General features: G+C 63.7%; 10 protein-coding genes. 8 read left to right on the top strand and 2 right to left on the bottom strand.

The window, feature by feature from the left end; all coding sequences use genetic code 11:
* Positions 1–73: 73 nt before the first annotated feature.
* On the top strand, positions 74–895 hold the full coding sequence (locus FHX03_RS15980; protein WP_183778154.1) for a DUF1206 domain-containing protein: 822 nt from the start codon (positions 74–76) through the stop codon (positions 893–895).
* 199 nt (positions 896–1,094) lie between these two features.
* The gene (locus FHX03_RS15975; protein ID WP_183854509.1) at positions 1,095–3,419 is read left to right on the top strand and encodes an EAL domain-containing protein; all 2,325 of its coding nucleotides are present in this window, start codon (positions 1,095–1,097) and stop codon (positions 3,417–3,419) included.
* A gap of 40 nt (positions 3,420–3,459) precedes the next feature.
* Here the strand turns inward: FHX03_RS15975 and FHX03_RS15970 are convergent, their stop codons facing one another.
* Positions 3,460–4,182 (bottom strand): response regulator transcription factor, encoded by a 723-nt coding sequence (locus FHX03_RS15970; protein WP_183778158.1) that lies wholly within the window; start codon positions 4,180–4,182, stop codon positions 3,460–3,462.
* Positions 4,183–4,195: 13 nt separating this feature from the next.
* Positions 4,196–5,434: a sensor histidine kinase gene (locus tag FHX03_RS15965; protein ID WP_183778160.1), complete on the bottom strand. Its 1,239-nt coding sequence runs from the start codon at positions 5,432–5,434 to the stop codon at positions 4,196–4,198.
* A gap of 279 nt (positions 5,435–5,713) precedes the next feature.
* On the opposite strand from FHX03_RS15965, the gene FHX03_RS15960 reads away from it, so the two are divergent.
* The 6 genes from FHX03_RS15960 (at position 5,714) to FHX03_RS15935 (ending at position 12,592) form a co-directional block, all read left to right on the top strand.
* Positions 5,714–6,730 (top strand): ABC transporter substrate-binding protein, encoded by a 1,017-nt coding sequence (locus FHX03_RS15960; protein WP_183778162.1) that lies wholly within the window; start codon positions 5,714–5,716, stop codon positions 6,728–6,730.
* Between the two features lie 72 nt (positions 6,731–6,802).
* Entirely contained in the window at positions 6,803–8,254 is a 1,452-nt protein-coding gene (locus tag FHX03_RS15955) for a sugar ABC transporter ATP-binding protein (RefSeq protein ID WP_183778164.1), read from the top strand.
* Positions 8,251–9,198: an ABC transporter permease gene (locus tag FHX03_RS15950; RefSeq protein WP_183778166.1), complete on the top strand. Its 948-nt coding sequence runs from the start codon at positions 8,251–8,253 to the stop codon at positions 9,196–9,198. The genes FHX03_RS15955 and FHX03_RS15950 overlap by 4 nt, the downstream gene beginning before the upstream one ends.
* Positions 9,195–10,142 (top strand): ABC transporter permease, encoded by a 948-nt coding sequence (locus tag FHX03_RS15945; RefSeq protein ID WP_183854507.1) that lies wholly within the window; start codon positions 9,195–9,197, stop codon positions 10,140–10,142. The genes FHX03_RS15950 and FHX03_RS15945 overlap by 4 nt, the downstream gene beginning before the upstream one ends.
* 17 nt (positions 10,143–10,159) lie before the next feature.
* Positions 10,160–11,074, top strand: coding sequence for an SMP-30/gluconolactonase/LRE family protein (locus FHX03_RS15940; protein ID WP_183854505.1), 915 nt, complete (start codon positions 10,160–10,162; stop codon positions 11,072–11,074).
* A 333-nt stretch (positions 11,075–11,407) separates the two neighbouring features.
* A complete protein-coding gene (locus tag FHX03_RS15935; protein WP_183854503.1) occupies positions 11,408–12,592 on the top strand; it encodes an MFS transporter in 1,185 nt (394 codons plus the stop codon).
* Positions 12,593–12,746 lie beyond the last annotated feature (154 nt).

Below are 12,746 nucleotides of genomic sequence, written 5' to 3'. Positions count from 1 at the left end.
GCGAACCCTTTCAGCAAACTTTCGGAAGGCTGGCGCGTTAATCTCGCGCGGTGGCGACGGAGAGGAAATGCTGATGAGCAAAGGCTTTCGATTTGATGTGCTCGCCAAGGGCGGCTATACGGCGCGGGGTGTCGTTTTCCTGCTGATAGCCGGGCTCGCGCTCTTCTCCGGCGTCGCCGGCGGCCGGCCGGAAACGAAGTCGGCGCTCTCGACGCTGCTGGCGCAGCCGTTCGGTCGGATCTGGGTCGGAATGATCGGTCTTGGACTTCTGGGATTTGTCGCCTGGAGGCTGGCCCAGTCCTTGGCGGATAGCGACGGCCACGGCCGGGACGGAAAGGCTTTGGCGATCCGGGCGGCACTGCTTGGCAGCGCCATCACCTATCTCGGGCTTGCCGGATATGCACTTGGTCGTGCCATCTTCCTCGGTGGAGGGAGCGAAGGCTCGGGTGAAAAGGGGCTGGCTGGATGGATCATGTCGCAGCCGTTCGGATCCTACCTTGCGATCGCGGTTGGGGCTGGCTTTGTCATCGGCGGCATCGTGACGGTCGCAAAGGGCATCACCCGGAAGTTCGAGCGGTACGTGAAGATACCGGACAGCAAGGGTATCGTGACCTTGATATGCGTTTACGGTCTCGTCGCCCGTGGCATAGTGTTTGCGATCACCGGGATACTGTTCGCCTATGCCGGCTTCCGGGTGGATCCGCAACAGGCCGGCAGCATGGGCGACGCCCTGGAATGGGTCCGCCAGCTTCCGTTCGGATCCTTCCTCTACATCGCCGTCGCCGCCGGATTGGCAGCCTTCGGAATATACAACCTTGTCGAGGCACGGTACCGCGTCATTTCCAACCCGTCATTGGCAGGCGCCAGGCGTTCGATCCCGCTGGCGGGCTCCTGATACGCTTTGCCAGAAGCCGGCTTTCTTCGGTTGAAGCAGCAGAACTGCGGTCGCGGCCGCCTCCATCCGCGGTTTGTCGAGCGATATTTTATTTCGTCTTTTCGTTGTGGTTTTTCCCTGGATAACTGGCATTTTAACGAAGCCCGTATGATTTCGTTAGGCCCGCTTTGGCACCCTCCCCGCACCTTCGGGAGATGCCATGTTCACTGTGCTTTCATGTATCGCCGACCAGCATGACTGGACGTTGCTTTTCGTCGCCCTGTCGATCTGCTGCTTCGGCAGCCTGACGGCGGTTTTCATGCTGACACGTGCGCAGGAATGCGTGCGGCAGCATCACCACTCCTGGCTCATCGCCGCTGCCGTCGTTCTCGGCGCCAGCACCTGGGCAACCCATTTTATCGCGATGCTGGCCTATGCCGGTCCGGTGCCGATCGGCTACGACGGTCCCCTGATCATTCTGTCGATCATCGCCGCCGTCGTACTGTTTGCAGTGGCGGTTGAAATCGCTTTTATGGAAGGCGGCCAGCTTGTCCAGGCATCCGGCGGGGTCCTGTTCGGCGTTGCGATTGCGGCAATGCATTTCGTGGGGTTGCTCGCCATCACGCCGTTCAGCATGGTTTCGCTTGTCCCGGACAAATCGATCGTCGCCTGTGCGTTGGCAATCGGCTTCGGCATCGTTGCGGTTGCGGCCCTGCGGCACAGCGCCAGCAGGCGTTTTCATATTTTCGCCGGCGCGGCCTGCATCGTCCTGGCGATCTGCAGCCTCCACACCGTGTCGATGAGCGGGGTCCAGATTACCCCTTCCGCCGAGCCCGTGCATGCCGATCTCTCCTCCGTCGATCGGATCGCCATCGCCATCGCCGTCTCGGTCATCTCCACCTTGATCCTGCTCGGAGCGGCCGCAGCGCTGTTCCTCGATCGTCATTTGACCGATCTGCGCGGGCTGGCGAATGCCTCGTTCGAGGGGCTTGTCATCGCCCAGGAGAATGTCGTCATCGATCTTAACGAGAAATTCGCTGCGATGGCCGGTAAGGCAGCCGCGTTTCTGAAAGGGCAACCGGTCGAGGCGGTGCTTGCGATCGAAAGGCGCCTCGGCATCGACACTTGCCAGGGAGCGGTGTTGCGCGACGGCCAGGACATGATTCCGGTCGAGATCCTGGCTCGAACGATCGAATATCGCGGGCGCGAGTGCCAGGTGATCGCCGTACGCGATCTGACGGAGCGCCACGAGGCGAGCCGCAGGATCGAGCATATGGCGCGCCACGACCCACTGACCGGTCTGGCGAACCGCCGCGAGTTCGACCGGCGTTTCGAAATGGCGATCGCCGGCGCTGCCGAAACCCCAAGCGGCCTGGCGCTGTTTGCCCTCGATCTCGACCGTTTCAAACTCGTCAACGACACATTCGGCCACGCCGCGGGGGACGCGGTTCTGCAGCGTGTCGCCCAGGTCTTGGTCCGGACTTTGCCGGCCGATGTTACGATCGCCCGCATGGGAGGAGACGAATTCAGCATCATCCTGGAAAACGCGTCCCGCCAACAGACGGAAGCGTTGTCGGCCGATCTGCAGCACGCCTTCGCGCAGGAGTTCGCAGATCTCGCCACCTCTTCGGGATTCGGTGCCAGCATCGGCATTGCGTTGTACCCGGAGCATGGCGTCACCGATCGGCGCCTGCGAAACAACGCCGATATGGCTCTCTACCGGGCCAAGAGCGGCGGCCGCGGCAGAGCCTGCACATTCGAGGCGGCGATGGACATTGAACTGCATGCCAAGCGGCAGCTCGAGCACGATCTGCGGCACGCAGTCGCCAAAGGAGAGCTGTTCCTGGTCTATCAGAGGATCGTCGACACCTCCTCGCAAGAACCGTGCGGCTACGAGGCGCTGTTGCGCTGGCGCCATGCAAGCCGAGGCGTCCTTGCACCGGCGGATTTCATCGCTGCCGCCGAAGAAACCGGCTGCATCATTCCCATCGGGATCTGGGTTCTGGAAGAAGCCTGCAGCGAGGCAGCCTCGTGGAAGGCCCCGCTGACGATCGCGGTCAACATCTCGCCGGTTCAGTTCCTGATGCCGAACCTGGTGGAGCAGTTCTCGCAAATTCTTGCGAAAACCGGGCTGCAGCCGGACCGCCTGGAGCTCGAGATCACCGAGACGGCGCTGTTCCGCGATCGGGCCGCCGTGCTTTCCACGCTTGGTCAACTGCGGGCGATGGGAATCCGGGTAGTGCTGGACGACTTCGGGACCGGTTATTCCTCGCTCGCCCATCTGCGGGATTTTCCGTTCGACAAGCTGAAGATCGACAGACGTTTCCTTGCCGGCATCGGCGTCGATCCCACCATCAGGGCACTGTTCGAGAATGTCATCGAGATGGCGTCGACGCTCAACCTGCCGGTGATTGCCGAAGGGGTCGAGACGCAGGAACAGCTTTCGATACTTCATGCAAGCCAGCCGGCGCAGATGCAGGGCTTCCTGTTCGGCAAGCCTGAGGCCGCGCCAAGCAGCCGGGCGCCGTTGAAAGCGATCGCCTGACCCGCCTGGGCAGAATTGTGGGTTTTCCAGCCGCTCCGGACTACTTTCCGTCGAGCCATTCTTGCAGTTCCGCCTCTGCCCGCTCCAGTGCGCTGTAGTTCAAGAGCTTGCGCAGGAAAGCCACGGTGACGGCGCGGGCGCGGAGATTGAAGCGGCCGTCCTCGTGATCGTCACCGGCGCTCTGGTAGACGTCGAGCTTGTCGTAGAGCTGCTGCAGGCGGTTCTGCACGCTGCGCAGCGACAGGCCCCTGCGTTTGGCGATCGCCCTGTCCGTCAGGCCGAGCGCGATATCGACGAGGACCTCGTATTCGGAATCGGTAAAACCGTTGGTCTGGCCGAGACTTTTCTGCTGCAGGCCGCGCACCTCGCGGTCGATGACGCACTGGCTCTCGATGAAGATCGAGCGCAGCGCCAGCTTCAGGCGCTCGTCCGAGGCGGATTTCAGCACATAGCCATAGGCGGCGCCATCCGGCACGATGCGCGAGACGCCGCGCACATAGGCCTCGTCGGAATAATTCGACCAGAACAGGATGCGGGTCTCGGGCCGCTCCTTCCAGATGGTGCGCGCCGCCTCGATGCCATTGCGGCTCGCCATTTGCAGGTCCATGACGATATGCGCCGACTTGTGGTCGCGGGCGAGCTTCTCGCCGACCGTTCCGTTCTCGGCCTCGATCACCGTGTCGCATTCCGGCAGGGCGGCGTTGACCGCCTCGTGCAGGTAGGAGCGGTGCAGCGGGTCGTCCTCGACGATCAGAACCTTCATTGCGCGTTTCTCCTCAGTCCGGCCCGCTTGCCGGGTTGTGCGGGGTCAGCGGCAGCACGACGCGCACCACGGTCCCGCGATTGTTGTGGCCGGGCCCGGTGGTGAAGCGCGCCGAGATCAGCCGCGCACGGGTCTTCATATTGTCGATGCCGCCGCCGATCCGTCCCCGCGCCTTGGCAAGCCCCGTTCCGTCGTCGAAAATTTCGATCGACAGCCGTTCCTCATCGGCCTCGAGCCGCACCGTCACGGCGAGGGGCGCGGCATGGCGCACCGCATTGTTGATCGCCTCCTGCGCGATCCGGAACAGCGCGACGCTGACGGTCGGTTCCAGCCGCTCCAATGCGCCGTGCGTTTCGTCGACCAGACCCCATTCGATGGCCGATCCCGTGTCGCGGGTCGAGCGGTCGAGATGATGCTCGATTGCCTGCGCGAGACCGAAGAGCTGGAGCACAGATGGTTTTGCCTGTTCGATGATTTGCCGCAGATCCTGCATGCAATGCTGCAGCGAACGCGAGACCGGCTCCAGCGCCTCCGGTGTCACCTCGCCGTTGCGCGACAGCCGATCGATCCGGCGGGCGAGCCGCGTCAGGTCGGCAAGCGTCTGGTCGTGCAGGTCCATGCCGATCCGCTGGCGTTCCTGCTCCAGCGCCTCGGTCAGCTTCAGCGCGCCCTGCCGCAGCCCCTCCTCGCGGGCGCGGGCCTCGGCCTCGACGATCGCCGAGCGTTGCGCCTGTTCGGCAGCCTGCAGCGCGAAGAAATAGGGCGTCAGCAGGTCGGCGATGATGCGGGCGCGTTCGATATCCTCCATCGTATAGACACCAGCCGTTCGCGATGAACAGGAGAGCGCCGCGATGATCGTGCCCTGCACCTTCATCGGCACATGCAGACGGCTTCTCAGCGACTCCTCGACGATCGGCCGCTTGAACGCACCCTCGAAATGGAAACGCGGGTCCGTCATGGCGTCTTCCGCCAGCAGAAAGTCCACCTCGCCCCAGAGCAGCGAACGGATCGGGCTGTTGACAACCGGCGCGCCGGCAAGATCGCCCCAGGCGGTTTCGATGCCCGTCTCGTAGGCCGTGTGGTAGTTGCCGCCCTCCAAGAGCACGCAGACATCGAGGTGGTCGTGCGGGATGATATGGGCGACCTCGGCCGCAACCGAACGGATGGCCGAGCGGAAGTCGAGCTGGCCCGCGAGCAGCCGGGAAATACCGAGATAGTGGTCGAACATCGCTGCGGGTGTGAGATGCAGCATTGTGATTCCTCCCCGAGACGGCACAGGCTCCTCAACCCGCCGCGATCCCTTCGCAGTAAGCGCCCGCGGAAGCGCCGCCGTCTTGCGTAAACCCGCAGCTAATTGCGCAAAACCCGCAAACGACTTGCTGCCTTGCCCCTGTACAGGCCGGTCGATCTCCCGCATCCTGCCCTTACTGAGAGGAGGAAGCTCAGTGCAAGAACAATTTTCACTCGGCCCCGATTGGGCAGGCAGGAGTGAAGCGATCCGCCGACCGGCGCGATCATCAGGGAGGAAGACATGACAATCCGCAAGATGCTTTTGGCATCGGCCGCTATTGCTTGCGCCGCGATGCCCGTTTCTGCCTTTGCCGACACGTCGGCCAAGAAAATCGCTCTTTCCAACAACTATGCCGGCAACTCATGGCGCCAGGCCATGCTGACGAGCTGGGGCAAGGTGACGGGCGAGGCCGTCAAGGCCGGCACCGTTGCCGCAGCCGACCCTTTCACCACCGCCGAGAACCAGGCAACGGAACAGGCCGCGCAGATCCAGAACATGATCCTGCAGGGTTATGACGCAATCGTGCTCAACGCCGCCTCGCCGACGGCGCTGAACGGCGCGGTCAAGGAAGCCTGCGACGCCGGCATCACCGTGGTGTCCTTCGACGGCATCGTCACCGAACCTTGCGCCTGGCGCATCGCCGTCAACTTCAAGGAAATGGGCCGCAGCGAAGTGGAGTACCTGTCGCAGAAACTCCCGCAGGGCGGCAACCTGCTCGAGATCCGCGGTCTTGCTGGTGTCTTCGTCGATGACGAGATCTCGGCCGGCATTCACGACGGCGTCAAGCAGTACCCGCAGTTCAAGGTCGTCGGCTCCGTTCACGGAGACTGGGCGCAGGACGTGGCGCAGAAGGCGGTTGCCGGCATCCTGCCGAGCCTGCCCGACATCGTCGGCGTGGTGACGCAGGGCGGCGACGGTTATGGCGCCGCGCAGGCGATTGCGGCGACCGACCGGAAGATGCCGACCATCATCATGGGCAACCGCGAAGACGAACTGAAGTGGTGGAAGGAGCAGAAGGACGGCAAGGGCTACGAGACCATGTCCGTGTCGATCGCGCCCGGCGTCTCCACGCTCGCCTTCTGGGTCGCTCAGCAGATCCTCGACGGCAAGGAAGTCAAGAAGGACCTCGTCGTGCCCTTCCTGCGCATCGACCAGGACAATCTCGAAACCAACCTCGCCAATACCCAGGCCGGCGGCGTCGCCAACGTGGAATACACGCAGGCAGACGCAATCAAGGTCATCGAGTCGGCAAAGTAACTCTCCCGGCGACTGCCGCGCGGCCGCATATGGCCGCGCGACATTCTTTGTGAAGCGGATCTGGCGGGCAGGATGAATGAGGTTTTGAAGGCGGTGATCGCCGTCGATGACGCCAAGGTGAGCTTCGGCGCGGTCAAGGCGCTCGACGGCGTCACGCTCCGCGTCATGCCGGGCGAATGCGTCGGGCTCGTCGGCCACAATGGCGCCGGCAAATCGACGATTGTCAGCGTGATCAACGGCGGTCTCACCCCGCACGAAGGAAGCGTTGCGAGCGACGGCGAACGGCTGGAACGCTATGGCATCAATGCCGCGCGTGCCCGCGGCGTGCGCTGCGTCTTCCAGGAGCTTTCGCTCTGCCCCAACCTTTCCATCGTCGAGAACACGCGCATCATGCATCGCCATCTCGGTGGCTTCGGCTGGCGGCGGCGCGCCGCAAAAATCATCGAGACGAGCCTCGACGCCGTCTTTCCCGGCCACGGCATCGACAGCGGCCGGGCCGTGGGCGATCTGTCGATTGCCGAGCGGCAGATGGTCGAGATTTCAATGGCCTTTTCCAACGCCGGCGTGGCGCCGCGCCTGGTGATCCTCGACGAGCCGACCTCGTCGCTCGACGCAAGCCTTGCCCGCCAGATGCTCGATCATGTCCGCCGCTTCGTCGCCGCCGGCGGCTCGGTCATCTTCATCTCGCATATCCTGCACGAGATCCTCGAAACCTCCGACCGCATCGTCGTCATGAAGGACGGCCGCGTCGTTGCCGAGCGTCCGGCGCCGGGCTTCGACCATCACGGTCTCGTCGAAGCGATGGGGACCGTTGCGAAGGAGGAGACCGCGCAGCGCTCGACGCGCGAACAATCCACCGCTCCGCTCATTCTGTCCCATCAGACGAAAGGCCTTCCCTTCACGGCGCTGAAGGGTGAGATCATCGCACTGGCGGGACTGGCCGGCCACGGGCAGACCGAATTGCTGCTCGCCCTGCATGCCGCCCAGTCCGGCAACTGGCTGCCCGAGCGCGATCCGCTCGTCACCTTCGTCGCCGGCGACCGCCGCCTCAATGGCGTCTTCGAACTCTGGAGCATCCTGCGCAACTTCTCCATCGCCTCGCTCGGTGACCTTACCCGGCACGGCCTTATCCTCGCCGATGAAGAGCAGACGAAGGGCGTCGATTGGAAGCGGCGGATCGAGATCCGCACACCCGATATGGCCAACCGCATCCTGTCGCTTTCCGGCGGCAACCAGCAGAAGGTGCTGTTTGCCCGCGCGCTGGCGACGCGCGCGCCTGTCGTCCTGATGGACGATCCGATGCGCGGCGTCGATGTCGGAACCAAGCAGGAGGTCTACGCGATCATCCGCGAGGAAGCGGCGCACGGCCGCACCTTCATCTGGTACTCCACTGAGATGGACGAGGTCCGCCTCTGCGACCGCGTCTACGTCTTCCGCGAAGGCCGCATCACCGCCGAACTCGCCGGCGACGCCGTCAACGAGACGAATATCATCGCCGCTTCCTTCGAAGGGGTCGCCGCATGACGTTCCGGATTTCGTCCGACGCCTTGCGTCTTACCATCCCCGCTCTGTCGCTGACGCTGCTGCTTGCCGCCGTCTTCTGGCTGCAGCCGCGCGCCATGAGCTATGTCGGGCTCAACCTGCTGTTCAACCTGGCTGTGCCCATCGCGCTTGCGACAATCGCCCAGATGCTGGTGATGGCGGTCAACGATCTCGATCTGTCGATGGGCACCTTCGTCAGCTTCGTCGCCTGCGTCACCGCGACCTTTCTCCGCGATGCCCCGGCGGTCGGCATCCTGATCCTTGCCGGCGCAATCGCCATCTATGCGGGCCTTGGCGTCGTCATCCATCTGCGCAACCTGCCCTCCATCGTCGTGACCCTCGGCATGAGCTTTGTCTGGGGCGGCCTTGCCGTGCTGCTGCTGCCGGCACCGGGCGGCCAGGCGCCGGATTGGGTACGCTGGCTTATGACCGTCAAGCCGCCGCTGGCGCCGATGGCGATCGTCGCCAGCATCGCCATCGCCGCCGTCGCCCATCTCCTCGTCATGCGCTCTTCGCTCGGCGTGCTGATCCGCGGCATCGGCGGCAACCAGCGCTCGGTCGAGCGCGCCGGCTGGTCGATCGTCGCTGCACGCGCCGGCGCCTACGGCCTTGCCGGCCTGTTCGCGGTGCTTGCTGGCATCGCCCTCGTCGGCCTGACGACCTCGGCCGATGCCAATATCGCGCTGCGCTACACGCTGCTGTCGATTGCCGGCGTGATCCTCGGCGGCGGCGAGTTCATCGGCGGCCGCGTCTCCCCTGTCGGCGCCGTCATCGGCGCGCTGACCCTGACGCTCGCCGGCTCGTTCCTGTCCTTCCTGCGCATCTCGCCGGACTGGCAGATCGGGGCGCAAGGCGCGATCCTGATCGTCGTGCTCGCACTTCGCCTGATGCTCAACCGCCTGGAGAAGCGGGAGAAACGCCGATGACCCCGCTGTTCGGTCTGTTCGGTAAACCCTGGATATGGTCGTGGCTTGCCGCCTTCACCGTCTGGTTCCTGACGATCATGGTGACACTCGGCGCCAGCACGCTTGGTCTGTCGCAGGCAGCCCTCACCTTCGCCGCCTTCTCGGTCATCGTCGGCATCGGCCAGATGTTCGTCATCACGCTGGGCCCCGGCAACATCGACCTCTCGGTTCCCGCCACCATGACGCTGGCCGGCACGGTGGCGCTGAAGCTGATGAATGTCGAAAACGGCATGATCCTGCCCGGTCTTCTCATTGCCATCGTCCTCGGCCTTGTTGTCGGCCTCGGCAATTATGCGCTGATCAAGGTCCTGCGCATTCCGCCGATCATCGCCACGCTGTCGATGAGCTTCATCGTCCAGTCCGCGGCGATCTGGACGAACCGCGGATTGCGCATCAAGCCTCCGACCATGCTGGCGGAGTTCACCACGTCGAACACGCTCGGTGTGCCGAATGTGGCGATCGTAGCACTCCTCATCTCGCTGCTTGCCTGGTTCCTGCTCGAAAAGACGATCTACGGGCGCTGGATCTCGGCGATCGGCCAGAGCATGCCGGCGGCGCGCATGGCCGGCATACCGGTCGACGGCACGCGCTTCGTCACCTACCTGTTCTGCGCCGTGCTTGCCGCGGTCGCGGGCTATCTGCTCGCCTGTTTCTCCGGCGGCGCAGCGCTCAATATGGGCTCCGAATATCTCTTGATGTCGATCGCCGTCGTGGTGATCGGCGGCACCGCCGTCGCCGGCGGCGATTCCAACGTGTCGGGCATCTGGGGCGCATCGCTCTTTATGTTCCTGGTCGTCTCCATGCTCAACACCTACGGGGTCGGCGCGGGCATCCGCCTCATCATGACCGGCCTCATCATCATCAGCGTCATCATGCTCGCCGGCGGCCGCCGGGCCGGCATGTGATAAACGGGAAGACCGCCATGGCCGAGGCCAGCATCTACGAAATCCACGACCCGCGCTTCCGGCAGATGATCGTAACAAGCGCCGGCCTCGACGAGCTCTATTCCGGCTGCCGCTGGGCGGAGGGTCCCGTCTGGTTCAACGATGCGAACCAACTGCTCTGGAGTGATATTCCCAACCAGCGCATGATGCGATGGACGCCCGAGAGCGGCGTCTCCGTCTATCGGCAACCGTCCAACTTCACCAACGGCCATACGCGCGACCGGCAGGGTCGGCTGATCTCCTGCGAGCACGGGACGCGCCGCGTCACCCGCACCGAGATCGACGGCTCGATTACCGTGCTCGCCGACCGTTTCGAGGGCGCCAGGCTCAATTCGCCGAACGACGTGGTGGTGAAATCCGACGGCACGATCTGGTTCACCGACCCCACCTACGGCATCATGTCGGATTATGAAGGCTATCGCGCCGTGCCGGAGCAGCCGACCCGCAACGTCTACCGGCTCGATCCGGCGACCGGGGGGCTTGCGGCTGTCGTCACCGATTTCATCCAGCCGAACGGCCTTGCGTTCTCCCCCGACGAGACCATTCTATACGTGGCGGATTCGGCGGCAAGCCACGATGAAAGCCTGCCGCGCCACATAAGGGCTTTCGACGTGGCCGACGGCCTCAGGCTTGAAAACGGCCGCGTCTTCTGCCTCATCGACAACGGCATTCCGGACGGCATCCGCACCGACGTGAACGGAAACCTCTGGTCGAGTGCCGGTGATGGCGTGCATTGCTTCGATCCGGCCGGCAAACTGATCGGCAAGATCCGCGTGCCGCAAACCGTCGCCAACCTCACCTTCGGTGGTCCCAAGCGCAACCGGCTGTTCATTGCGGCGACGCGTTCGATCTATTCGGTCTATGTCGCCGTCAGCGGTGCTCAGACGCCGTGACAGCGTGATTCTACTCGGTGTCTCGCTATCGTCGGTGGAACGGCGGGCCGCTAAAAATGGAGCCGCAGTTGCGGTTGGCGCTTTAGACCGCCAGCATCGGCCAGGCAGAAGCGCCCGCATGGCGCTTGATCCGGAACGTCCCCGCCGGCAGCGGTCGAGAAAGCCAGCCGCCCTGCCTATGGTTTGGCAGCCCAGGCAAATCGCCGGTCCCCAAGATCGCTTGCTCCGTCGCATCTCCTCAGAAAAAAGTTTTGATCTCCGGCCCTGTGAGTTAGATATCACAAGTCCAAAAGCGCGCGTTCGGCTTCGAGCGTCAATTCCCGGAGTTGCATCATGAAAATCGCGCCGCAGCAGCGGATCTATGTCTGCTTCTTTCTCTTCGCCGTGTCGCTGGGGGCGCTGTTGTCGAGGATGCCGGATTTGCAGGTTGCGCTTGACGTCGACAAGTCGGAGCTTGGGTTGACATTGATAGGGGCTGCGATCGGCGCCTTGATTTCGTTGACTTTGTCTTCGCCCGTGATCGCCCGGCTTGGCGCGCGGACAACGGCATTCATTACTGTTCTCGGCACGTCTGCGCTGCTGTCGCTGGTGCCGTGGATTGGTGCGGCGCCGGTCGTGTTCTGTGTGCTTTTCGTCGAGGGGATGCTCGCCGGGGCGCTGGAGATCAATCTCAATGTCGAGATTGATCGCATCGAAGCACAGTTAGGACGCGGCGTGATGAACAGGGCGCATGGTTTTTGGAGCCTCGGCTTCTTCGTCACGGCGCTTGTCTCCTCGGTCGTCCGCCAAGCCGGTATTTCGATGCAACTCCATCTCGCCGTGACCTTTGCAGCGGTGCTTGTGCTCGGCGTCTGGGCGATTTCAGGTATGCGCAATGCGCCCGCGCGGACCCCGTTGAATGAAGGCAAGGCGCCACTGGTGGCGCTTCCTACCCGGAGCCTCATGCCGCTCTGCGTGATCGGCATCGCGGCCTTTCTCGTCGAAGGTGCCGGGATCGACTGGTCGGCGATCTATATGCGCGACGTGTTTTCAGTCGAGCCCTTCATTGGCGGATTAGGATTGACCCTCTTTACTTTCTGCATGGCACTGGCGCGCCTGTTCGTCGATCCGCTGGTCGATCGGTTTGGCCCGCGGGCCGTCGCCACGATGTTGCTTGTCCTTTCGGCTATCGGCGTTTGCGCTGTCTGGGGCGCTCCGCATGCCTATGTGGCACTGGCGGGCTTTGCCGCGATGGGCGCCGGCTGCAGCGCGGTCTATCCTCTCGCCGTCTCGGCGGCGGCCCAGCGCACAGATCGCGCGGCGCATCTCAACGTCGCCGCCCTTGGCCAGATGACCTTCGTCGTCTTCTTCCTGGCGCCGCCGCTGCTCGGTTTCATTGCCGAACATGCGGGCATCAGGACATCCTATCTCGTCTGCCTTCCGTTGATCGTCTACGCGCTCTTTTCGGTTAAGGTGCTTGCTCAGCGCCGGGCGGCCTGCGGCGGCAGCGTTGCGAGCGTTCGGAGCGTCAACGGGTGATCGATCGAGCTGGCTGTTTCGGCGGCTTGATTGGTTCGGCGAAAAGCATAGGCCAGCACGCCGTAGCGCATGCTCGGCGCTCCCATTTGTATGCGTTTTAGGCCGCCGGCGTCGCAGATCCGACAGTCCGCCGACTGCTCATGCTAGATGATCA

It is taken from the genome of Rhizobium sp. BK456, assembly GCF_014194045.1.
Lineage (GTDB): Bacteria > Pseudomonadota > Alphaproteobacteria > Rhizobiales > Rhizobiaceae > Rhizobium > Rhizobium redzepovicii.
Note: the sequence above shows the minus strand (reverse complement) of the source record. Positions and strands in the feature narration are given on the sequence as shown.

Bases quoted from the DNA above. Each gene is read 5' to 3' on its own strand.
- FHX03_RS15980 (WP_183778154.1), top strand. From the start codon at position 74: ATGAGCAAAGGCTTTCGATTTGATGTGCTCGCCAAGGGCGGCTATACG.
- FHX03_RS15975 (WP_183854509.1), top strand. From the start codon at position 1,095: ATGTTCACTGTGCTTTCATGTATCGCCGACCAGCATGACTGGACGTTG.
- FHX03_RS15970 (WP_183778158.1), bottom strand. From the start codon at position 4,182: ATGAAGGTTCTGATCGTCGAGGACGACCCGCTGCACCGCTCCTACCTG.
- FHX03_RS15965 (WP_183778160.1), bottom strand. From the start codon at position 5,434: ATGCTGCATCTCACACCCGCAGCGATGTTCGACCACTATCTCGGTATT.
- FHX03_RS15960 (WP_183778162.1), top strand. From the start codon at position 5,714: ATGACAATCCGCAAGATGCTTTTGGCATCGGCCGCTATTGCTTGCGCC.
- FHX03_RS15955 (WP_183778164.1), top strand. From the start codon at position 6,803: ATGAATGAGGTTTTGAAGGCGGTGATCGCCGTCGATGACGCCAAGGTG.
- FHX03_RS15950 (WP_183778166.1), top strand. From the start codon at position 8,251: ATGACGTTCCGGATTTCGTCCGACGCCTTGCGTCTTACCATCCCCGCT.
- FHX03_RS15945 (WP_183854507.1), top strand. From the start codon at position 9,195: ATGACCCCGCTGTTCGGTCTGTTCGGTAAACCCTGGATATGGTCGTGG.
- FHX03_RS15940 (WP_183854505.1), top strand. From the start codon at position 10,160: ATGGCCGAGGCCAGCATCTACGAAATCCACGACCCGCGCTTCCGGCAG.
- FHX03_RS15935 (WP_183854503.1), top strand. From the start codon at position 11,408: ATGAAAATCGCGCCGCAGCAGCGGATCTATGTCTGCTTCTTTCTCTTC.